The organism is Streptomyces rubiginosohelvolus, assembly GCF_014649875.1.
Lineage (GTDB): Bacteria > Actinomycetota > Actinomycetes > Streptomycetales > Streptomycetaceae > Streptomyces > Streptomyces rubiginosohelvolus.
In genome coordinates this window covers 1-19,891 of record NZ_BMTW01000025.1, presented here as the reverse complement: position 1 = coordinate 19,891, position 19,891 = coordinate 1, and the positions used below count along the sequence as shown (strand labels likewise).

Sequence of the window (19,891 nt, the reverse complement as noted above, 5' to 3'; positions counted from 1 at the left end):
AGCGCGGGCGGGCCGGGGGCGTGTCGGTCTGCGGCACTCCCCCGGCCCGCGCTGTCTCAGAAGAGAACCTGAACGCCGTCCTCCTCCGTCCCGCCGCTCTCGAAGGCGAGCAGCCGCTGCTTGCGGTCCAGGCCGCCGCCGTATCCGGTGAGGCTCCCGGAGGCGCCGATCACGCGGTGGCACGGGACGATGATCCCGACCGGGTTCTTGCCGTTGGCCAGGCCGACGGCCCGCGAGGCGCCCGGCTTGCCGAGTTCCTCGGCCAGTTCGCCGTACGTCCGGGTCTCGCCGTACGGGATCCTCAGCAGCTCCGCCCAGACGCTCCGCTGGAACGGGGTGCCCGCGACGTTCAGCGGGAGGTCGAAGGTGGTGCGGTCGCCCGTGAAGTACTCGCCGAGCTGCCGGATCACCTCGCCGAAGGGCTCCGGGTCCGGTACGCCGAAGGTCTCCTCGGGCGGGCGGTGGCGCTGGTCGGTCATGTAGAGGGCCGAGAGGACGCCGTCGGTGGCGACGAGTGTCAGCGGGCCGTAGGGGCTGTCGACGACGGTGTGCTGCTTGGCCGGTGTCGTGGTGGTCATGGCGGGGCCTCCTTCAGGCGGGCAGGTGGTTGATGGGGTGGTCGTCCACCGTCCAGAGGTACTGCACGGCGTACGCCCGCCAGGGGCGCCAGTCGACGGCCCGTGCGGTGAGGGCGGCGGGGGTGGCCCGCAGGCCGAGCCGTTCGGCGGCGCGGCGGATGCCGAGGTCGGTGGGGAGGAAGGCGTCGGGGTCGCCGAGGGACCGCATGGCGATGGACTCGACGGTCCAGGGGCCGAAGCCGGGCAGTGCGGCCAGTTCGGCGCGGGCCCGCTCCCAGTCGGTGTCGGTGTCGAGCCGCAGCCGGTCCTCCGCGAGGGCGGCGACGAGCGTGGTGAGGGTGGTGCGGCGGGTCCGGGGCAGCGCGAGGGTTTCCGGGTCGAGGTCCGTGAGCGCCCGGGGGGTCGGGAAGAGGTGGGTGAGCCCGCCCTCGGGGTCGTCGACCGGGACACCGTGGGCCGTGACCAGCCGGGCCGCGTGGGTGCGGGCGGCGGCGGTGGAGACCTGCTGGCCGAGCACCGCGCGTACGGCGAACTCCGCGCCGTCCACGGTGCGCGGTACCCGGCGGCCGGGCCCCGCGTCGACCAGCGGGGCCAGCAGCGGGTCGGTGCGCAGCTGGGCGTCGACGGCGACCGGGTCCGCGTCCAGGTCGAGGAGCCAGCGGCAGCGGCTGATGGCCCGGGTGAGGTCGCGGGGGTCGGTGAGGGAGAGCCGGCAGGCGATGTGGTCGGATTTCGGGGTCAGGGCGACGACGCCGTGCCCGTACGGGAGGGTCAGCGTGCGCCGGTACGCGCCGTCGCGCCACTCCTCGACGCCGGGGACCGCGGTCGCGGCGAGGTGGCCGAAGAGGTTGCTGGGGTTGAGCGGGGCCCGGTACGGCAGGCGGAGCGCGATGACGCCCGGTACGGCGGTGGTCCGTGGGCCCCGGGCGGCGCGGGTGCGCAGGTCGCCGGGGGCCAGGGCGAAGACCTCGCGGACCGTCTCGTTGAAGGTGCGGATCGAGGAGAAGCCGGCGGCGAACGCCACCTGGGCCATGGGCAGTTCGGTGGTCTCGATGAGGAGGCGCGCGGTCTGTGCCCGCTGGGCGCGGGCCAGGGCCAGCGGTCCGGCGCCCAGCTCGGCCAGCAGCTGGCGTTCGATCTGGCGGGCGGAGTAGCCGAGCCGGGCGGCGAGCCCGGGCACGCCCTCGCGGTCGACGACCCCGTCCCGGATGAGGCGCATGGCGCGGGCGACCGAGTCGGCGCGGGCGTTCCACTCCGGGGACCCGGGGCTGGTGTCGGGGCGGCACCGCTTGCAGGCCCGGAATCCGGCCTGCTGGCAGGCGGCGGCGCTCGGGTAGAAGGTCATGTTGCGGGTCTTGGGCGGCACGACGGGGCAGCTGGGGCGGCAGTAGATCCGGGTGGTGAGGACCGCGGTGAAGAACCAGCCGTCGAAACGGGCGTCCTTCGACCGGACGGCCCGCACGCAGCGCTCGGTGTCGGTGTGCATGGTTCCAGGATGGTGCACCGGTCAGGGGCTTGGCTGGCGGAAATCCGACACGGAGCTCGCGCGGGAATCCGACAGCCGTTCGCACCTTCGTGGCAGCCGCCGGGCGCGGTGTCAGCGCATCGCGAGGACTTCCTCGAACTCCACGTACGCGTGCGCGTCGAAGAGCACGAAGCGCACCTCCTCGACCGGCTCCACGGTCTCCGCCAGGACCGTGCGCACCGCGATCCGGGCCCCGTCGTCCATCGGCCAGCCGTAGATACCGGTGGAGATCGCCGGGAACGCGATGGACTTGGCCCCCAACTCGGCGGCCAGGCGCAGGGATTCCCGGTAACAGGAGGCCAGCAGAGCCGAGCGGTCCTGGGCGCCGGAGAAGACCGGGCCGACCGTGTGCACGATCCACTGCGCGTCGAGGCGTCCGGCGGTGGTGGCGACGGCCTGCCCGGTGGGCAACCCCTTTCCGTACTGGGAGGCGCGCAGTTCACGGCAGGCGGCGAGGATGTCGGGTCCGCCGCGCCGGTGGATGGCGCCGTCGACTCCGCCGCCGCCGAGCAGCGAGGAGTTCGCCGCGTTGACGATGACGTCGACGGACTGGTCGGTGATGTCGCCGCGGACCAGACGTACGGCGGGAGAGACAGAGGTGCTCATGCGGACATCATGCCGCGCGCCGGGCGCCTTCGCCGCCCGGTCGGGGCGACCCACCGGGCGGACCCGCCGTGCGCTCCGGGCCGGGCGGCCGCCTCAGGAGGCCGCCCGCAGCCGCCGCCATACGGCCTTGGCGGCGTGGTGACCGGACATGCCGTGCACCCCCGGTCCGGGCGGGGTGGCCGAGGAGCAGAGGAACACCGCGGGGTGCGCGGTGGCGTACGGGACGCGGGCGAGCTTGGGGCGGATCAGGGTCTGGAGGCCGGCGAAGGCGCCGCAGGCGATGTCGCCGCCGATGTAGTTGGCGTTGCGCGCGGCGAGTTCGGGCGGCCCAGCGACCGCGCGGGCCAGGACCAGATCGCGGAACCCGGGGGCGAAGCGCTCCAGTTGGCGTTCGATGACGTCGGTGGCGTCGCCCTCCCAGCCCGCCGGAACATGCCCGTACACCCAGAAGACATGGCGTCCTTCGGGGGCCCGTGAGGGGTCGGTCAGGGTGGGCTGGGCGGTGATGAGGAAGGGCACGCTGGGGTCGCGGCCGTCGACGGCGGCCTGCAGCGCCGCGTCGATCGCGGTGTCGGTGGGACCGATGTGGACGGTGCCCGCGCGGCGGGCCTCGGGCGCGGTCCAGGGGACGGGACCGGACAGCGCGTAGTCGATCTTGAAGGCTGAGGCGCCGTAGCGGTACCGGTGGTAGGCGCTGCCCAGTCCGGCGATGCGGGCGAGGGCCGAGGGCGAGGTGTCGAAGATGTAGGCGCGGGCGGGCGGCAGTTCGTCCAGGCGCTTGACCTCGCTGCCGGTGCGGATGGTGCCGCCGTGCTCCCGGAGCAGGGAGGCGAGGGCGTCGGAGATGGCCTGGGAGCCGCCGCGCGGCACCGGCCAGCCGTTCTCGTGGGCGGCGAGCGCGAAGACGAGGGCGATGGCCGAGGTGGCGAAGCCGCTGGTGGGCGCTATGGCGTGGGCGGCGAGTCCGGCGAAGAGGCCGCGGGCCTTCTCGCCCTGGAAGCGCCGGGAGACCCAGGTGGCGGGCTGGAGGCCGAGCAGACCGAAGCGGGCCAGCCGGTACGGGTCGCGGGGCAGGCTCTCCCAGGGGGTGCGCAGGAAGTCGGCGGCCAGGGTGTCCCAGCGGCCGAGGAAGGGGGCCATGAGGCGGCGGTAGGCGCCGGCGTCGGCGGCCCCCAGGGTCATGGCGCTCTCGCCGACGGAGCGGGTGAGCGCGGCGGCCGTGCCGTCGGGGAAGGGGTGGGCGAGGTCGACCTCGGGGTACAGCCATTCCAGGCCGTGCCGCTCCAGGGGCATCGCCCGGAACGCGGGCGAGCCGACCCCGAGGGGGTGCACGGCGGAACACGGGTCGTGCCGGAACCCCGGGAGGGTCAGCTCCTCGGTGCGCGCGCCTCCACCGATGGTGTCGTGCGCCTCGTGGACCTCCACGGAGAAGCCCCGGCGGGCCAGTTCGGCCGCGGCGGTCAGTCCGTTGGGCCCGGCGCCCACCACGACCGCATCGAGCATCGACGGCACCTTGGGACTCCTTCGTCGGAGGGCAGTCGGACTCCCAGGGTATGCGGCCCCACCGACAGCGCGGACGCGGACCCCCGCCGGTCCGCGTGGCGATGGGCCCGGAGCCGCGTGCCGGTCGGCCCGGGTCCTCGGTGACGGCCCGGGGCTCGTTGGGCGGCCCGGGTCCCGCCGGCGGGAAGGCCCCGACACGGACCTGGCGCCCGTCTCCGTCAGCCGCCCGCCCGCAACGCCGTCAGGATCCGTTCGGCGGTGGCCTCGTCGCGGGCCGCCGTGAACGGCAGGTCGTTGCCGCCCGCGATCCGGAACGGGACGCCCGCCAGGGTCGACTGCGCGCCGCCCGCCTCGGTGACCAGGAGCAGTCCGGCCGCGTGGTCCCAGGCGTACTCCCAGTTGAACGCGGTGGCGTCCAGCTCCCCGCGCGCCACCGCGAGGTACTCCAGGCCCGCCGAGCCGCAGGGCCGGGCCGCGATGCCTTCGGTGCGCAGGCCGAGCAGGGCCCGCTTCTGGGCGTCGGTGGTGTAGTCGGGGTGCGACATCGCCACGTTCAGGACGGCGCCGGGGGCGGGGGCACCGGCGCGTATCGGGGTGCCGTTGAGTGTGGCGCCCCGGCCACGCACGGCGACGGCCATCTCACCCAGGATCGGCGCGTACGTCCAGGAGGCGTGGACCTCGCCGTGCCGGGCGAGGGCGACCAGGGTGCAGAAGCCGGCCTCCCCGCGGACGAACTGGCGGGTGCCGTCGACCGGGTCGACGATCCAGACGGGGGCGTCGCCGCCGAGGGCGTCGTAGACCGCCGGGTCGGCGTGGACGGACTCCTCGCCGACGACGACCGAGCCGGGCAGCAGCTTGGTGAGGGCGGCTGAGAGGTGTTCCTCGGCCAGCCGGTCGGCGGCGGTGACCAGGTCGTGCGGGCCGCTCTTCTCGATGATCTCGTGGGCGGCGAGCTTCCGGTGGCGGGGCACGATCTCGGCCGCGGCGGCGGCGCGCACGGCGGCCTCGACCTCGGCCAGCGGTCCGGTGTCCCCGGCGGTCCCGTACAGGAAGTCATCGATCATGGCTCCACCCAATCACGGTCGTCCGGCGAGGCTGCCGCCGGGCGGTCGAAGGTCCTGGTCAGCGCGGTGCGGGGGCGCTGGCCGGCACGGTCACGTAGTGCCGGTCAGCGGCCGACGGCGTACCCCTGCATGCCGCGCGGGTTGGCGGCGGCGGACAGGATGCCGGTTGCGGGGTCCCGGGCCACGGCGCACAGCCGCCCCTCCGACCAGGGCTCGCCGACCGTGACGTCGTGTCCCCGGCGGCGCAGTTCCGCGATCACTCCGGGGTCCGTGCGGCCTTCCACGGTGACGCTGCCGGGGTGCATGGCGCGCGGGTGGAACGAGCCGGGGAAGCTGTCGTTGTGCCAGTTCGGCTCGTCGATCGCGCCCTGGAGGTCGAGCCCGCCGCGGACCCGGGCGCGCCGGGCGACGGCGAGGAAGAAGTGCACCTGCCACTGGTCCTGCTGGTCGCCGCCGGGTGTGCCGAACGCCATCACGGGCACGCCGTCGCGCAGGGCGAGGGAGGGCGTGAGGGTGGTGCGGGGACGGCGGCCGGGCGTCAGGGAGTTGGGCAGCCCCTCGTCCAGCCAGGCCATCTGGAGCCGGGTGCCGAGCGGGAAGCCCAGCTCGGGCACGACCGGGTTGGACTGGAGCCAGCCGCCACTGGGCGTGGCGGAGACCATGTTGCCCCAGCGGTCGACGACGTCCAGGTGACAGGTGTCGCCCCGGGTGGCCCCGTCGGGACCGACCAGCTCATCGGGGCCGTGGCGGGTGCCGCGTGCCATGGTGGGCTCACCGGCGCCGGGCGCGGGAACGAAGCCGGGCCCGGCAGCCCCGGGCTTCCCGGCCGCGACCGCGCGCACGTGGGCGGACAGGAGCGGGGTGAGGCCGCCGGGGCCGCCGGGGCGCAGTTCCGTGGACGCGGTGTCCGTGACGAGCGCGCGGCGTCGGGTGTTGTACGGAGCGGAGAGCAGCTCGTCCAGGGGTACGGCGGCGGCGTCCCCGTACCAGGCCTCGCGGTCGGCCATGGCGAGCTTGCAGCCCTCGACGAGCAGGTGGATGTAGTCGGCGGAGCCGGGCGGCGGCAGCTCGTCCGGGAGGAGCGCCAGCTGCTGGAGGAAGACGGGCCCCTGGCTCCAGCCGCCCGCCTTGGCCAGCGTCCAGCCGTTCCAGTCGTACGTGACGGGGGCTTCGTACGACGCGGACCAGCCGGCCAGGTCGGCGGCGGTGAGCGTGCCGGTGTGCCGGTCGCCGCTGGTGTCCAGGGTGGGGACCGCCGCCTGCCGTACGAGGGCCTCGGCCACGAACCCTTCACGCCAGATCGTGCGGGCGGCCTCGATCCGGGCGTCGCGGTCCGCTCCCCCGGTGGCCGACGCCTCGGCGATGAGGCGTCGCCAGGTGGCGGCCAGGGCGGGGTTGCGGAACAGCTCGCCGGGGCGCGGGGAGCGGCCGCCGGGAAGATAGACGGCGGCGGAGGTGGTCCACTCGGTCTCGAAGAGTCCGCGCACGGCCTCCACGGTCTCGCCGACCCGTTCGACGGGGGCGTGGCCGTGCTCGGCGTATCCGATCGCGTAGCGCAGCACCTCGGCCAGGTCCTTGGTGCCGTGGTCGCGCAGGAGCAGCATCCAGGCGTCGAAGGCGCCGGGGACGGCGGCGGCGAGCGGCCCGGTGCCGGGGACGAGCCCGAGGCCGAGGGAGCGGTAGTGGGCGACGGTGGCCCCGGCCGGAGCGGTCCCCTGACCGCACAGCACCCGCACTTCACCGTCCCCGCTCGCCAGGATCATCGGGACCTCGCCGGCCGGGCCGTTGAGGTGCGGCTCGACGACATGGAGGACGAACCCGGCGGCGACGGCGGCGTCATAGGCGTTGCCGCCGTCCTCCAGGACCGCCATCGCGGACTGCGAGGCCAGCCAGTGGGTGGAGGACACCATCCCGAAGGTGCCTTGGAGAGTGGGCCGGGTGGTGAACATACGGGCTCTCACCTCGTTCTGCGCGTGTCGGACAGTCGATTCTGCACGCCGAGCGGCACACGATCGAGCGCGGGAAGAATCCGGGGGCTGCGAGAATCCGGGGGTTGCAGCACAGCGGCCTTCACCGTCGACCGCACCGCCCTCTGCCTCAAGGACACGTTCCCCACGGTCGAGGTCCACCGCACCCTGGACCACGCCGGCCTTCGCCACATCACCTGGGAAACGGCCGGTCTGTCGTGGGGCGCCCAGGAGAGTGGCGCCCCACAACAGCTGCTCGCCGCGGGCCTTCCACCGCGGGGAGCGAGGTGAGGTTCCCCGCAGCCGCCGGGGAACCTCGTCGTGCGCGGCGCCTCCTCCTGACAGCCGCTCACATCGGGTATTCGCCACCGCCAGGACGCCGGATTGGTCGATCCCGGCACACCACCCGGTCGGGCCAATCTCCGGGCAGATCGACAGACCCCGGGGCGCGGCCGGATGAAGTTTCTTCCTCGCGGACCAATCCGACCGCGCGGCGGCTCCGGATAGCAGACATGACGATCAGAGCAGCACAACCGATCCGCCCCACAGCGGACGTCGCCCGCGACCCGCTTCGCGGACGAGCGCTCTGACCCGAGTCGCCCCGCACCGGGGCGACACCTGACCCGACATCAGCACTGCGGAACATCACCACCCGGTCGCCGAACCACACCCCCCGGCGAACACGCAGCGCTACCAATCGAACACGCTGGAGATATCTCGTGACTGCCTTCCGCTACCGCCGCGCCGCCCTCGCCCTCACCGCCGCCGCCGTCCTCCCGCTGACGCTGACCGCCTGCGGCGGGGACGACAGCTCCTCCGACGCCGCCGCCGACAAGTCCTCCAGCTCCGCCCCCGCGGAGGAGAAGTCGAGCGCGCCGGCCGAGGGCACCCCCGCGGACGGCCCGTTCGGTCCGGCATGCGCCACCGTCCCGAAGGACGGTGCGGGCTCCTTCGACGGCATGGCCCAGGACCCGGTCGCCACCGCCGCCTCGAACAACCCCGCCCTGTCCACCCTGGTCACCGCGGTGAAGAAGGCCGGCCTCGTCGACACGCTCAACAACGCCCAGAACATCACCGTGTTCGCGCCGACCAACGACGCCTTCGCCAAGATCCCCAAGGCCGACCTCGACAAGGTCCTGGCCGACAAGGAGATGCTCACCAACATCCTCACCTACCACGTCGTCGGCGAGAAGCTCTCCCCCACGCAGCTGGAGAGCGGCACCTACGACACCCTCCAGAAGTCCGCCCTCACCACCAAGGGCTCCGGCGAGAACTACACCGTCAACGACACCTCCAAGGTCGTCTGCGGCAACGTCCCCACCGCCAACGCCACCGTCTACATCGTCGACACCGTCCTCATGCCCAAGAGCTGACGCACACCCCGCGCACCACGCGACAGACCCCGAACGGGCCGGGCCCCGAGTCATCCACACCGACTCGGGGCCCTCGACCAGCCCTGTGACGCGTGCTCATGGTGCGAGCACGTCAGCTCTGGTTCAGCGGCAGAGCCACGTCGGTGACCTGGTGAGCCTTGGGGAAGGCGCCTACGCCCACCGCCTGTCCGGTGAGGATGTTGACGTCGTAGAAGCGGTAGGCCCCGTTGACGCTGAGTGCGGCGAAGCCGTGGTTGGTCCGCGTCCGGTGGGAGAAGTAGATGTCGAATCCGGCGTTCGGACCGGCGTTGACGCCGAGGTTCCCGGTGGGGGCGAGGGTGCCGGAGTTGGCGGGCGACTGGAGCGAGACACGGTCGTTCGTCGTGTCGATGTCGAAGAGGGACGTCGCGGTCTCGGCGTTGAGGTCGTTGTTCGTGTACGCCGCACCGGTTACCCCCTTGGCCGTCGAGGGGGGTGTCGTCGGGTTGGTGAGCGGGGTGTCGACGGTGGTGGTACGGGGGGCCGCCGGGTCGTCGATGTTGTGGCGCAGGTTCTGGCCGGTGTCGCTGATGACTCGCAGGCGGTTCGCGGCCGGGTTGAAGTCGACCCCGAAGAACGTGCCGGACAGGGCGACGGTCAGCTGCGACACCTTGGCCGCCTTGGCGTTGCGGGTGTTCAGGGTGTAGATGCCGCCCTTGTCGCCGACCCCGTACAGCTTGGTGTTCTGCACCCGGAAGTCGATGCCGACCAGTTTGGTGTCCTTCTTGAGGCCGCTGACCTTGCCCAGCTGCCACGGCCTGGAGGGCTCACCGGTACGGAACTCCACCAGCCGCTGACCGGTGGTCAGGCCGACGACCGCCAGACCACCGTCCACGGCCGCCCGCTGCCCGGCCTGTCCCGGTCCCGAACTCTCCTGGGAGGTCCGGTCGGATGACGGGGCGGCGGCCCAGGCCCCTGCCGATGCCGGGACGACCGAGGACACCGCCGCGGCGAGGGCGACGGTGATGACTAAGGCCTCGGCGTGCGGCCCCTCTCGTGGCGGCACCGAGCTGTCCGGGCGTCAGGAGAGGGATGTCGGCTCGCCCCAGTCCAGCCGGAGGACGGCCAGGTCGTCGGAGTGGCGTCCGGCGTTCAGCCGGTGGGTCTCCGTGATGAGCCGGTCGACATGGGCGGCCGGGTCTGCCGGTGGCAGGTTCCCGATCAGGGTGAGGAGTCCTTCGACGCCGAGCCGGTCGTCGTCCGCGCCGCTGTGACCTTCGGTGAGCCCGTCGGTGTAGAGGGTCAGAGCCCCACTGGCCGGGAGGGGGACGGTGGTGGAGGGCCAGGAGCGAAGGCCGGGGACGATCCCGAGCGCCATGCCGTGAGCCGCGGACACTTCCCGGGTTCCCTGCACGGTGGTCAGCAGCGGCTCATGGTGGCCGACGAGATGGAGAATGATCGTGCCGGCGTGCTGATCCAGGGTGAGGATGGTGCACGTGGCGAACAGGGCGTGGCTGCCTCGCTCGGCGACCAGGATGCGCTCCATGAGGTGGAGCAGATCCTTGCCGCGGTGCCCGCCCAGCACGAGAGAGCGCCAGGCGATGCGCAGGAAGACACCGAGCGCGGCGGCGTCGGGGCCGTGGCCGCTGACATCGCCCACGACCGCGTGGAGCAGGCCGTCGTCGCCCTCGACCACGTCGAGGAAGTCCCCGCCCAGCAGCGCCAGTGCGGCACCGGGCAGATAGCGGGAGGTCACTCTCACCGAGGAGGTGTCGAGGATGGGCTGCGGCAGGAGGCCGCGTTCCAGGCGGGCGTTCTCCTCCGCACGCTGCCGTGCTGCCTGGACCTCGGCGCTCACCCGTTCGGTATGGCTGCGATAGACGGCGTAGCGCACCGTCCGGTCCAGGAGGTCGGCGTCGACCTTGCCCTTGACCAGGTAGTCCTGGGCACCGGCCGCCATCGCCTCGGTGCCTGCCTGGGCCTCGGGCAGGCCGGTGAGGACGATCACGGCGGTGTGCGGGGCAAGGTTTCGCACGGTGGTGAGGGCGTCGATGCCCGACACATCCGGCAAGTGCAGATCGAGGAGGATGCAGTCGGCCCGGCTGGAGAGCAGTTCGGCGCGGGCTTCGGCCAGGGTGGTGCGGGTGGTCAGCTCGAAGCGGAGTCCGGTGACGTGGAGGAGTTCCTCGACGAGCAGAACGTCGCCCGGATCGTCCTCGATCAGGAGAATGCGGTAGTGGGACGGGCCGGAGGGCGCATCAGGAACAGGTTCCCCAGCGGTGCTCATCGCGCCTGCTCCGCCTCTGCTCGCGCGTCCTCCGGTGTGGCCGACGGGGTGGGGAGCTGCGGCGGTTCGGGGGCCAGGGTGAAGGTGACGCGGGCTCCCTCGCGGTAGTCCGGGTCGATGGTGATGGTCCCGCCGTGGAACTCGACGATCTTCTTGCACATCGCCAGGCCTATGCCGCTGCCGCTGTAGGTCTCCTTGGTGTGGAGCCGCTGGAAGATGACGAAGATCTTCTCGGCGTACTCGGGTGGGATGCCGATGCCGTTGTCGGTGACGGTGAACCGCCACAGCCCGGCCTCCTCGGCTGCCGTGATGTGGATCCGCGGGGTTCCGTCGGGGCGGCGGAACTTGACGGCGTTGCCGATCAGGTTCTGCCAGAGCATGACCATCTGGCTGGGATCGGCGACCAGGGTCGGCAGGGGGTCGTGCGTGATCTTCGCCCCGGTCTCCTCGACGGCCACGCTCAGCGCCGACAGCGTCTCCTCCAGCACCGTGTCCAGGTCGATGCTCTGGTGGGCGTTGTGCACACGGCCCACGCGGGAGAAGTTGAGCAGATCGCTGATGAGGGTCTGCATGCGGTTGGCTCCGTCGACCGCGAAGCCGATGTACTGGTCGGCTCGCTCGTCGAGTTGGCCTCCGTAGCGGCGTTGCAGGAGCTGGGTGAAGCTGGACACCTTGCGCAGCGGTTCCTGGAGGTCGTGGGAGGCCACGTACGCGAACTGTTCGAGTTCGGCGTTGGAGCGCTGGAGATCCGCGGCCTGCGCGTCCAGACGCTGCCGGGCCTCTTCGGTGAAGGCCAGTTCCCGTAGGAGGCGGCGACGCATCGACTCGATCTCGCCGCTCAGACGGCGCAGGTCGGCAGGGCCCGTGGGGGTGATGGGATGGCTGAAGTCGCCGGCGGCGATGGTGCGGGCGTCGGCTCCCAACTGCTCCAGTGGCCGGTTGATGCCGCGGCGCAGCCCTTCGAAGACGAGGGCCGCCAGAACGACGATGACCAGGGCGATGGTGCCGAACACCCAGTTCCGCAGGATCATCGTGGACTGCAGGTCTGCCCTGGCCCGGACGCGGTCCGCGCGCAGCCTCTCCTGCTGGCTCTCCAGGGCGTGGCGCACCTGGTCGAAGGCTGCTTTGCCTTCGGCCAGCCGCTCCGCGGCCTGCGCGGAGGGTGCGCCGGGCGGTTCGGCGGCGACGGGCTCGGCGATTCCCTCCTGCCACCTGCCGACGGCCGCCTGGACCTCTTCGAGGTCTTTCGTCCGGGCGGGATCGCCGTGGAGCAGCTCTCCGAGCGACCGGACATGCGCTTTCTGGTCCGCGAGTCCCTGCCGGTAGGGGGCCAGGAAGTCGGCCATGCCGGTCAGGCCGTAGCCGCGGATGCCGGTTTCCTGGTTGACCAGGGCCGTTTCCAGACGGAACGCGGTGGACAGTGAGGGAGACCGTACGTCCGTCAGATTGTTGCTGATCGACTGGGTCCGCCCGAGGACCCAGGCTCCCGTCAGCCCGAGCAGGGTCAGCACCACCAGGGACGCGGCGACGCCTGCGCGGAGCAAGCGCCGGGTCGTCCACGAGGACAGTCTTCGCTTGCGCGGTTGCTGTATGTCGCCGGTCATCCTGAGCGCTCCTCGCTGGGGAAGCCGCCCGAGTGGAATGCGGCCAGCACACTCTAGACCCCTCGCGACAACACATGTTGTCGTGAGAGAGCTCCGGGGCCTACAGTGCCGGGTATGCCCGGCGAGAACTTCCTATTGCGGACCACACCTGAGGAGACCGCCGCCATCGCGGACGCGAGCATCAGCGATCTCGCGCAGCGCCTTGCCCGCCGACTGCAGGAAGCGCCGACGCCTCCCGCAACCGGCGACCCGGCGTATCCGCTGGCGTTGCTCCACGTACTGGACCAGCTTCAGCAGGCTACGGAGAGGCTTCAACGGCAAGCAGCCACGGACGCCGCCCGCGCGGGTGCCGGCTACCCGCAGATCGGCGCTGCCTGCGACATGACCCGCCAAGGCGCCCGGCGCCGCTGGCCGGGACTCTTCCACCACTCGAGCGAAAGACCCACGGAGCAACCGACGATGACCACTCCCGCCCGCCCCTTCGACGTCCTGCTCGTCGAGGACGACATGGCCGACGCCATGCTCATCGAAGAAGCCCTCTCCGAGCGCGGGACCCGCAACCTGGTGCAGGTCACCGACGGAGTCGCCGCCCTGGAGCACCTCCGCGCCCCCGGCTCGGTACGGCCCGACCTCATCGTCCTCGACCTGAACATGCCCCGCATGAACGGCCACGACCTGCTGAAGGTCCTCAAGACCGACGAAAACCTCCAGGCCATCCCCGTCGTCGTCCTCACCACGTCGAACGCCCCGGACGACGTCACCGGCGCGTACACCAGCCACGCCAACGCCTATGTGACCAAGCCCGTCAACCTCGACGAATTCGAGCAGGCCGTCCAGAGCATCGACGCCTTCTACCTCGACACCGCCACCCGCCCCCGCCCGTAGGCCGACCTACGGCTGGTACACCGCGTCCTCCCGCCCATGCCGCCGGTCCTCAGCTTCCGGGCCCGTGGCCGGAGACCGAGACCAGGAGGACACGGGTGTCGGGGCCGGCCGCACGCCAGCGGTGCCGCACCCCGCCGGTGAGGTAGAGCGTGTCGCCGCGCTCGAGACGGAAGGTGCGGCCGTCCGCCTCGACCTCGGCGGCGCCGTCCGCGACGTACATCAACTCGTCGTTCCCGTGCAGGAATTCGCGGTCCGCGTGCTGGGCCCCGGTGAATTCCAGCGCATGCATCTGGTGACTGCCCCGGACCAGCGGGCGCACCCCCGTGTCGGTGGCGAGACCCGAGTCGTCCTTGGCGCGGACGACGTCGACGGACCGGTCCGCGGCGCTGGAGGCGGCGAGGAGTTCGACCGCTGTCGTCCGCAGGCCGTCGGCGATGCGCTGGAGGGAGCGCATGCTGGGCCGCGCGCGCTCGTTCTCGATCTGGCTGAGGAAGGGCACCGAGAGGCCGCTGCGTTCGGCGACCGCGGCCAGCGTCAGATCGAGGGCGCGCCGCCGCCGGCGCACAGCGTTGCCGAGTCCGGCACCCGGCTCACCGGACCCCGCCCGCTCGTCGCCGTCCGGCCGCGTACCGCTCATGATCGTGTCTCCTCCCCGGGAGCAGCCACCTTACGCAGGGGCGCGGGAGGTTTCGTACGCCCGTCACACCGCTGACACACTCCACCCCTAGCTTCAAAGGAGTTCGACTTCATCAAAGAAACTTTGATCCTCTGAAGCGAGGTTGTTGTGTCCACCGTCGACCAGAATCAGCGCCGCCGCCGCGGCACCGGTCTCATCGCTCTCGACGCCGAACGGGCCTTCGCGGGCTACACGCTCTTCGCCCCGCTCACCGGCGGCGGCGCGGTCCATCTGATCGATCTGCGCGGCGAGGACGTGCACACCTGGCGGCTGCCGTACCGCCCGGGCCGGCACGCCCGCATCCTCCCCGGCGGGAATCTCGCGTACAACGGCGTCCTGCCCGGCGAGAAGGCGCTCTTCCCGATGTGGCACAAGTACCGCGGCGGGGTCCTCGGCGTGTACGCCCCCGACGGCACGGTCCTGCGCGAGCACCGCGACCCGCTCCAGCACCACGACGCCCACCACCTGGACGACGGCGGAATCCTCTACACCGCGCTGGAGCCCCTCACCGGCCCGGAGGCGGCCGGGGTACGCGGCGGGGTGCCCGGCTCGGAGGCCGCGGGCGGCGTCGTGTGGGCGGACACCATCAAGGAGGTCGACGCCGAGGGGAACGAGGTGTGGTCGTGGCGCGCGGCCGACCACCTCGACCGGGAGGCCTTCGCCCTGCACCCGGACTACGCCCGGGAGCACTGGCCGCTGATCAACTCGGTCACGCCCCTCGCGGACGGCAACATCCTGGCGAGCCTGCGCAGCGTCTCGGCGGTCGTCGTGATCAGCCGCGCGACGGGCGAGGTCCTGTGGCGCACGGCGCCCGGCGCCGTCTCGCAGCAGCACCATCCCACCGAGCTGCGGAACGGCAACTTCCTCGTCTTCGACAACGGCGTCTTCCGCCCGGGGCACGACGTGCCGTACTCGCGCGTGATCGAGATCGACCGGGCCGGGACCGTCGCGTGGGAGTACCACGATCCCGCCCGGGAGTCCTTCTTCGCACCGTTCATGGGATCGGCCCAACGCCTCCCGAACGGCAACACGTTGGTCACCGACTCCCCCGCCGGACGGCTCTTCGAGGTCACCGCCGACGGGCTCCTGGTGTGGGAGTACGTCGTCCCGTACTTCGGCGGCTACGAGGAGGCCGAGGTGCGCGGTCTGTTCCCGGCCGAGCCGAACGCGGTGTTCCGGGCCTACCGTTACGCGGCCGACGAGCTGCCCTGGCTGGAGGCCGGACGGTGACGGCGCCGATGGCGCCCGTCGACGAACGGGTTCCGCTCGGGCGGCTGGTCCCCCTGGCACTCCAGCACGTCCTGGCGATGGCCGCCGCTCCCGTGTCGACCGTCTTCCTCACGGCCACCGCCCTGCACCTGAGCCCGGCGGAGACGGCTTCGGTACTCAGCGCGGTGCTGGTCCTGTGCGGGGCGGGATCGCTGCTCCAGTCGCTCGGCGTCGGGAACGTCGGGGCGCGGCTGCCGTTCATCATGCTGCCGGGCGGGGCCGCCACCGCGCTGTTCATCCAGATCTCCGCCGATCACGGCCCGGCGGTGGCGAGTGGCTCGGTGCTCCTGGCAGCCGCCCTGCTGCTGGCCGTGGTTCCGCTGTACGGCCGGATCGTGCGGCTCTTCCCACCCCTGGTGATGGGCGTGACGGTCCTGCTGATCGGGATCGCCATGGTCCGGGTGGCCGCGCAGCTGATCACCGGGCCGACCGGGCAGACGGCGCGGGGCTCGGTCGTCCTGGCGGGCGCCACGGTGGCGGTCACGCTGGCGGCGTATCTCTTCCTGCGCGGGGTGTGGCGGCAGAGCGCGGTGCTCATCGGCATGGTGGCGGGCACAGCGATCGCGGTCGTCAGCGGGCTCGGCACGTTCAGCCCGGCCCCGGGCAGCGGCTTCTCGCTCCCGGATCTCTTCCCGTACGGGACACCGCGGTTCGACGTCCTCGCCGCGCTGCCCCTGCTGGTCTTCAGCCTCAGTACGCTCGCCGAGATCACCGGCCAGACCGTCCTGAACAGCGAGACCTCGGGGCGGAAGCCCGACCCCGGCCGGGACGTGCCGAGGGTCGCCCGCGCCGACGCGTTGATGTCGCTCTTCGCCGGGACGTTGGGGGCGTCGCTGATGGTGACCAGCTCCGAGAACATCGGGATCAGCCGGCTGACCGGGGTCCGCAGCCGCTTCGTGACGGCGGCGGCCGGTGGCCTCCTCGTCGCCGTGGGGCTCCTCTCCCCGCTCTCGCGTGCGGTCGCCGGTCTGCCGCCCGCCGTGGTCGGGGGATCCGCGCTGGTCGTGTACGCGGTCATCGCCGTCATGGGCGTCCAGATGCTCGCCCGGTCCGAACTGGCCGGGCGGGGCCACTCGATGATCGCGGCGCTCGCGCTGGCCGTGGGGCTCCTGCCGATCGTCGCCCCCACGCTGTACGACGGTTTCCCCGGCTGGATCCGTACGCTCCTGGGGTCCGGGGTCGTCGCGGGAACCCTGGCGGCGGTCCTGCTGCACGCCCTCTTCACCGTCGCCGACCGGGCGCCGCGCACCGGGCCCGGGGAGCAGCAGTCCGGGGAGCGGCATTCCGAGGAGCAGCAGTCCGGGGAGCAGCCGCCGCTCACCAGGCGCGGGCGGCCTCGACCAGCAGATCGCGCACCCGCGCCACCTGAGGGTTGACGGCGGAACCGGGGCGCTGCACGAGGTACGCGGTGTTGATCGGCGGGTCCTCGGGGGCGTACAGCTCGACGAGGGCGCCCGAGGCCAGTTCGTCCGCGCAGAGATAGCGCGGCAGCACCGAGAAGCCCGCCCCGGCCACCACGGCGGAAAGCACCCCGCGCAGGTCGGGCACGGTGACGGCGGCCCGGCAGTCGAGGCGGCGGCCGAAGACGTGGCGCCAGTAGCGGCGGGCGATGGGCAGATCCTCGGCGTACGTCACGAGGGGCAGGCCGTGCAGCACGCCCGGCCCCCGGGCGGCGAGGTTCTCCGGTCCCCCGGTCCGGGCGGCCCAGTGCGGGGCGGCCGTCAGCACGAACTCCTCATCCATCAACGGGACCGCGGACAGCGCCCGGCCGCGCGGCCGGGCGGTCGCGATGACCAGGTCGTGGCGGCCCGCCCGCAGCTCGTCCAGGAGCGGATCGGTGAGCCCGGTCGCGGCGCGCAGCAGCAGCCCGTCCGCGACGAGCGGAGCCAGCGCGGGCAGCGCCCGCAGGCACATCAGCTCGGCGGGGCCCGCCAGGTGGACGGGGTCGGCCGGGCGTTCCCCGGCCGGGACCGTATCGCCCGTGACCTCGGCGAGGGCGTCCAGCGGGTCGACGACGCGGGCCGCCAGCTCGTCCGCGTACGGCGAGGGGGCGACCCCGCGCGGCAGGCGTTCGAACAGTTCCCGGCCCACCTGCCGCTCCAGGGAGCGCATCTGGGCGGTGACGGTCGGCTGGGAGAGGCCGAGCAGCCGGGCGGCGGCGGTGAAGGAGCCCGACCGGTGCACGGCGAGAAAGGTCCGCAGCAGATTCAGATCGGCCGGCCCCGGGGGCGCGTCCGCCGGACGGCCCAGCCCGGCGTACCCATCGGGATCCTTATTTCTCATAGCTGCCAGCCTATTGGAAACCTATGGGTGATCCGGCCTACGGTCGCACAGGCAAGCACTTCCCGAGCCCTCTGACCGACTCCCTCGACACCCCTCTGATCTACGGAGACGTACGACATGGCAAAGATCCTTTTCGTGGTGACCGGCGCGGACCACTGGACCCTGGCGGACGGCACGAAGCACCCCACGGGTTTCTGGGCCGAGGAGGCCGTGACCCCGTACGAGACCCTCACCGCCGCAGGGCACGAGGTGGTCGTCGCCACCCCGGGCGGCGTCGTCCCGACCGTGGACCGCGGCAGCCTGGCGCCGGAGTTCAACGGCGGCCAGGAAGGCGCCGACCGGGTCGCGTCGGCGCTGGACGCGTTCGAGGAGCTGCGGCATCCCGTCGCGCTGGAGGACGTGGACCTGGACGCGTACGACGCGGTGTTCTACCCCGGCGGCCACGGCCCGATGGAGGACCTCGCGGTGAACGAGGCCTCCGGCCGGCTGCTCACCGCCGCCCTCGCCTCGGGCAAGCCGCTGGGCGTGGTCTGCCACGGTCCGGCGGCGCTGCTGGCCGCGACCGGCCCCGACGGTGCGAACGCGTTCGCCGGGTACCGGCTGACCGGCTTCACCAACACGGAGGAGACCCAGGCGGGCCTCGCGGAGAAAGCCAAGTGGCTGCTCCAGGACCGGCTGGTGGCGGCGGGCGCGGAGTTCCAGGAGGGTGAGCCCTGGGCGCCGTTCATCATCACCGACCGGAACCTGATCACCGGTCAGAATCCTGCCTCGTCCGCCCCGTTGGCGTCCGAACTGGTCAACCGGCTCGACTGACCGCCCACTCGGCGGCCGGGTCCGTTCAGATCCACTCCTGCTGCCGCGCGGGCGGCTCGCAGAGCTCCAGCACCACCTCGCCCGTCTCCGGCTCGTCCCCGGAGACGGGCCGTACGCGTGCCCCGACCGTCACCAGGTGCGGGGCCGCCCCCACGATCCGGCAGCGGAAGACGAAGCCTTCGGAGAACCGGACCAGGGACTCGTTGCGCGCCGCCTCGGTGTAGCGGTGGATCACGGCGGTCCGGACGACCACGCCGTGGCCGGTGGTGCGTTCGGGCTCCAGTTCGCTGGACGCGCACACCGGGCACAGCAGCCGCCGGAAGGAGGCGGTGCCGCACCAGCGGCAGCGGTGGTAGGCAAGGCCGCACTCCTCGTGCGCCTTCTGGACGGTACCCATTGCTGTCTGGGACACGGCTCGACCCCCTGCGCTCGACTCGGACACGCCGCACCTGCACTGCCGGCGCGTCCGCACCATATGGCACTCAGTGCCGGAGAGTAAAGGCACTGAGTGCCCATTGGTACTCAGTTCTCGCCGACGGCCGCCTCGATCTGCTGCACGACGCGCCACATCGGAGTGCCCTTCCGCGCGACCATCACGACCACTTCACCGTCGCCGTCACCGCCACCGGAGACAGCAAGGGGGACGGCGGGGACAGCAGAGGCCCCGGGGGCAGCCGGGGCGGTGGAGGCAGTGGGCCGCCCCCACACCTCGCGCACCAGGGCGAGCGCATGGTCGACCGCCACCTCGGGGTCCCCCTCCCCGCCCGAACGCAGCCACAGCCGCAGCCCGTTGTTGTGCGCGGCGACCACGGACGCGGCGACCACCTCGGCCCGCAGCGCCCCGTCACCGTCCTCACCGAACCGGCTCCGCAGATGACCGGCGAGGGTCTGCTCGTAGCGGCGCACCACGGACAGCTCGTACGTCCGCAGTCCGGGCACCTCCCGGGTGAGCCGGTAGCGCTGCACGGAGAACTCGGGGTTGGCCGCGTACATCCGCAGCACGATGCGCGCCGCGTCGGACACCGCGCCGACCGGATCGCCGTCGTCGGCGACGGCCAGGAATTCGGTCATCTCGGCGAGGCAGCGCTCATGGTCCGGGAAGACCGCGTCCTCCTTCGACGGGAAGTAGCGGAAGAACGAACGCCGGCCCACACCGGCCCGCGCCACGATGTCGTCCACGGTCGTCCGCTCGAAGCCCCGCTCCAGGAACAGCTGGAAGGCGGCCTGCGCCAGCACCTCCCGCATGGGTGCCTTCTTCTCGGGTCCTCGCGCCTCGCTCATGCGGCGAAACGTAGCACCGGAAGAGGCACTTTGGCACTGGGTACCTTTACAGAGGGTACTGAGTGCCATAGTCTCTTCATCAGTACGAATGACACCCAGGTGGGACCACACCCAGGTAGGCAGGAGAGCCGGCGTGAGCTTGAGGATCGTTGTCTGTGTGAAGTACGTGCCCGACGCGACCGGTGACCGGCGTTTCGC

At 72.4% G+C, this 19,891-nt stretch carries 18 protein-coding genes; 5 read left to right on the top strand and 13 right to left on the bottom strand.

The window, feature by feature from the left end; translation table 11 throughout:
* Positions 1 to 56: 56 nt before the first annotated feature.
* From IE134_RS32970 to IE134_RS32945, 6 genes are all read right to left on the bottom strand, one after another.
* Entirely contained in the window at positions 57 to 578 is a 522-nt protein-coding gene (locus tag IE134_RS32970; protein ID WP_189432671.1) for a methylated-DNA--[protein]-cysteine S-methyltransferase, read from the bottom strand.
* Between the two features lie 13 nt (positions 579 to 591).
* A complete protein-coding gene (locus IE134_RS32965) occupies positions 592 to 2,064 on the bottom strand; it encodes an AlkA N-terminal domain-containing protein (protein WP_030722247.1) in 1,473 nt (490 codons plus the stop codon).
* A gap of 111 nt (positions 2,065 to 2,175) precedes the next feature.
* Positions 2,176 to 2,709, bottom strand: a complete 534-nt coding sequence (locus IE134_RS32960; protein ID WP_006128683.1) for an O-acetyl-ADP-ribose deacetylase — start codon at positions 2,707 to 2,709, stop codon at positions 2,176 to 2,178.
* A 93-nt stretch (positions 2,710 to 2,802) separates the two neighbouring features.
* Positions 2,803 to 4,221, bottom strand: coding sequence for a phytoene desaturase family protein (locus tag IE134_RS32955; protein WP_189432669.1), 1,419 nt, complete (start codon positions 4,219 to 4,221; stop codon positions 2,803 to 2,805).
* Positions 4,222 to 4,430: 209 nt separating this feature from the next.
* A complete protein-coding gene (locus tag IE134_RS32950; RefSeq protein WP_189432667.1) occupies positions 4,431 to 5,276 on the bottom strand; it encodes an inositol monophosphatase family protein in 846 nt (281 codons plus the stop codon).
* A 104-nt stretch (positions 5,277 to 5,380) separates the two neighbouring features.
* Positions 5,381 to 7,225: a gamma-glutamyltransferase family protein gene (locus IE134_RS32945; RefSeq protein ID WP_189432665.1), complete on the bottom strand. Its 1,845-nt coding sequence runs from the start codon at positions 7,223 to 7,225 to the stop codon at positions 5,381 to 5,383.
* Positions 7,226 to 7,962: 737 nt separating this feature from the next.
* Between IE134_RS32945 and IE134_RS32940 the strand changes: the two genes are divergently transcribed.
* Positions 7,963 to 8,616: a fasciclin domain-containing protein gene (locus tag IE134_RS32940; RefSeq protein WP_030722235.1), complete on the top strand. Its 654-nt coding sequence runs from the start codon at positions 7,963 to 7,965 to the stop codon at positions 8,614 to 8,616.
* A gap of 112 nt (positions 8,617 to 8,728) precedes the next feature.
* Here the strand turns inward: IE134_RS32940 and IE134_RS32935 are convergent, their stop codons facing one another.
* Genes IE134_RS32935 through IE134_RS32925 form a run of 3 tightly spaced genes read right to left on the bottom strand, consistent with a single transcriptional unit; the run spans position 8,729 to position 12,486 of the window.
* Positions 8,729 to 9,661, bottom strand: a complete 933-nt coding sequence (locus IE134_RS32935; protein ID WP_189432663.1) for a DUF4394 domain-containing protein — start codon at positions 9,659 to 9,661, stop codon at positions 8,729 to 8,731.
* Positions 9,662 to 9,676: 15 nt separating this feature from the next.
* Positions 9,677 to 10,882 (bottom strand): PP2C family protein-serine/threonine phosphatase, encoded by a 1,206-nt coding sequence (locus IE134_RS32930; RefSeq protein WP_189432661.1) that lies wholly within the window; start codon positions 10,880 to 10,882, stop codon positions 9,677 to 9,679.
* A complete protein-coding gene (locus tag IE134_RS32925) occupies positions 10,879 to 12,486 on the bottom strand; it encodes a sensor histidine kinase (protein WP_030722227.1) in 1,608 nt (535 codons plus the stop codon). Before IE134_RS32925 ends, IE134_RS32930 begins: the two co-directional genes overlap by 4 nt.
* A 114-nt stretch (positions 12,487 to 12,600) precedes the next feature.
* Here IE134_RS32925 and IE134_RS32920 point away from each other — a divergent pair, with 114 nt between their 5' ends.
* Positions 12,601 to 13,371 (top strand): response regulator, encoded by a 771-nt coding sequence (locus IE134_RS32920; RefSeq protein WP_030722225.1) that lies wholly within the window; start codon positions 12,601 to 12,603, stop codon positions 13,369 to 13,371.
* Positions 13,372 to 13,420: 49 nt separating this feature from the next.
* Here IE134_RS32920 and IE134_RS32915 read toward each other — a convergent pair whose 3' ends face one another.
* Positions 13,421 to 14,008 carry a helix-turn-helix domain-containing protein gene (locus IE134_RS32915; protein WP_032769623.1) on the bottom strand — a complete coding sequence of 196 codons (588 nt, stop codon included), beginning with the start codon at positions 14,006 to 14,008 and terminating at the stop codon, positions 13,421 to 13,423.
* A 147-nt stretch (positions 14,009 to 14,155) separates the two neighbouring features.
* Here IE134_RS32915 and IE134_RS32910 point away from each other — a divergent pair, with 147 nt between their 5' ends.
* Both IE134_RS32910 and IE134_RS32905 read left to right on the top strand, forming a co-directional pair.
* On the top strand, positions 14,156 to 15,277 hold the full coding sequence (locus IE134_RS32910) for an arylsulfotransferase family protein (RefSeq protein WP_098018735.1): 1,122 nt from the start codon (positions 14,156 to 14,158) through the stop codon (positions 15,275 to 15,277).
* Entirely contained in the window at positions 15,274 to 16,692 is a 1,419-nt protein-coding gene (locus IE134_RS32905; RefSeq protein WP_030722222.1) for a uracil-xanthine permease family protein, read from the top strand. Before IE134_RS32910 ends, IE134_RS32905 begins: the two co-directional genes overlap by 4 nt.
* Here IE134_RS32905 and IE134_RS32900 read toward each other — a convergent pair.
* Positions 16,634 to 17,599 carry a LysR family transcriptional regulator gene (locus IE134_RS32900; RefSeq protein ID WP_030722219.1) on the bottom strand — a complete coding sequence of 322 codons (966 nt, stop codon included), beginning with the start codon at positions 17,597 to 17,599 and terminating at the stop codon, positions 16,634 to 16,636. The genes IE134_RS32905 and IE134_RS32900 overlap by 59 nt on opposite strands.
* A gap of 117 nt (positions 17,600 to 17,716) precedes the next feature.
* Here IE134_RS32900 and IE134_RS32895 point away from each other — a divergent pair, with 117 nt between their 5' ends.
* Positions 17,717 to 18,412, top strand: coding sequence for a type 1 glutamine amidotransferase domain-containing protein (locus IE134_RS32895; RefSeq protein ID WP_189432659.1), 696 nt, complete (start codon positions 17,717 to 17,719; stop codon positions 18,410 to 18,412).
* A gap of 25 nt (positions 18,413 to 18,437) precedes the next feature.
* Here IE134_RS32895 and IE134_RS32890 read toward each other — a convergent pair whose 3' ends face one another.
* Both IE134_RS32890 and IE134_RS32885 read right to left on the bottom strand, forming a co-directional pair.
* Complete coding sequence (locus tag IE134_RS32890; protein WP_030722213.1) at positions 18,438 to 18,809, bottom strand: Zn-ribbon domain-containing OB-fold protein; 372 nt, start codon at positions 18,807 to 18,809, stop codon at positions 18,438 to 18,440.
* A gap of 125 nt (positions 18,810 to 18,934) precedes the next feature.
* Positions 18,935 to 19,657 carry a TetR family transcriptional regulator gene (locus IE134_RS32885; RefSeq protein ID WP_030722210.1) on the bottom strand — a complete coding sequence of 241 codons (723 nt, stop codon included), beginning with the start codon at positions 19,655 to 19,657 and terminating at the stop codon, positions 18,935 to 18,937.
* Positions 19,658 to 19,891 lie beyond the last annotated feature (234 nt).

Bases quoted from the DNA above. Each gene is read 5' to 3' on its own strand.
- IE134_RS32970 (WP_189432671.1), bottom strand. From the start codon at position 578: ATGACCACCACGACACCGGCCAAGCAGCACACCGTCGTCGACAGCCCC.
- IE134_RS32965 (WP_030722247.1), bottom strand. From the start codon at position 2,064: ATGCACACCGACACCGAGCGCTGCGTGCGGGCCGTCCGGTCGAAGGAC.
- IE134_RS32960 (WP_006128683.1), bottom strand. From the start codon at position 2,709: ATGAGCACCTCTGTCTCTCCCGCCGTACGTCTGGTCCGCGGCGACATC.
- IE134_RS32950 (WP_189432667.1), bottom strand. From the start codon at position 5,276: ATGATCGATGACTTCCTGTACGGGACCGCCGGGGACACCGGACCGCTG.
- IE134_RS32945 (WP_189432665.1), bottom strand. From the start codon at position 7,225: ATGTTCACCACCCGGCCCACTCTCCAAGGCACCTTCGGGATGGTGTCC.
- IE134_RS32930 (WP_189432661.1), bottom strand. From the start codon at position 10,882: ATGAGCACCGCTGGGGAACCTGTTCCTGATGCGCCCTCCGGCCCGTCC.
- IE134_RS32925 (WP_030722227.1), bottom strand. From the start codon at position 12,486: ATGACCGGCGACATACAGCAACCGCGCAAGCGAAGACTGTCCTCGTGG.
- IE134_RS32920 (WP_030722225.1), top strand. From the start codon at position 12,601: ATGCCCGGCGAGAACTTCCTATTGCGGACCACACCTGAGGAGACCGCC.
- IE134_RS32915 (WP_032769623.1), bottom strand. From the start codon at position 14,008: ATGAGCGGTACGCGGCCGGACGGCGACGAGCGGGCGGGGTCCGGTGAG.
- IE134_RS32900 (WP_030722219.1), bottom strand. From the start codon at position 17,599: ATGAGAAATAAGGATCCCGATGGGTACGCCGGGCTGGGCCGTCCGGCG.
- IE134_RS32895 (WP_189432659.1), top strand. From the start codon at position 17,717: ATGGCAAAGATCCTTTTCGTGGTGACCGGCGCGGACCACTGGACCCTG.
- IE134_RS32890 (WP_030722213.1), bottom strand. From the start codon at position 18,809: ATGGGTACCGTCCAGAAGGCGCACGAGGAGTGCGGCCTTGCCTACCAC.
- IE134_RS32885 (WP_030722210.1), bottom strand. From the start codon at position 19,657: ATGCGGGAGGTGCTGGCGCAGGCCGCCTTCCAGCTGTTCCTGGAGCGG.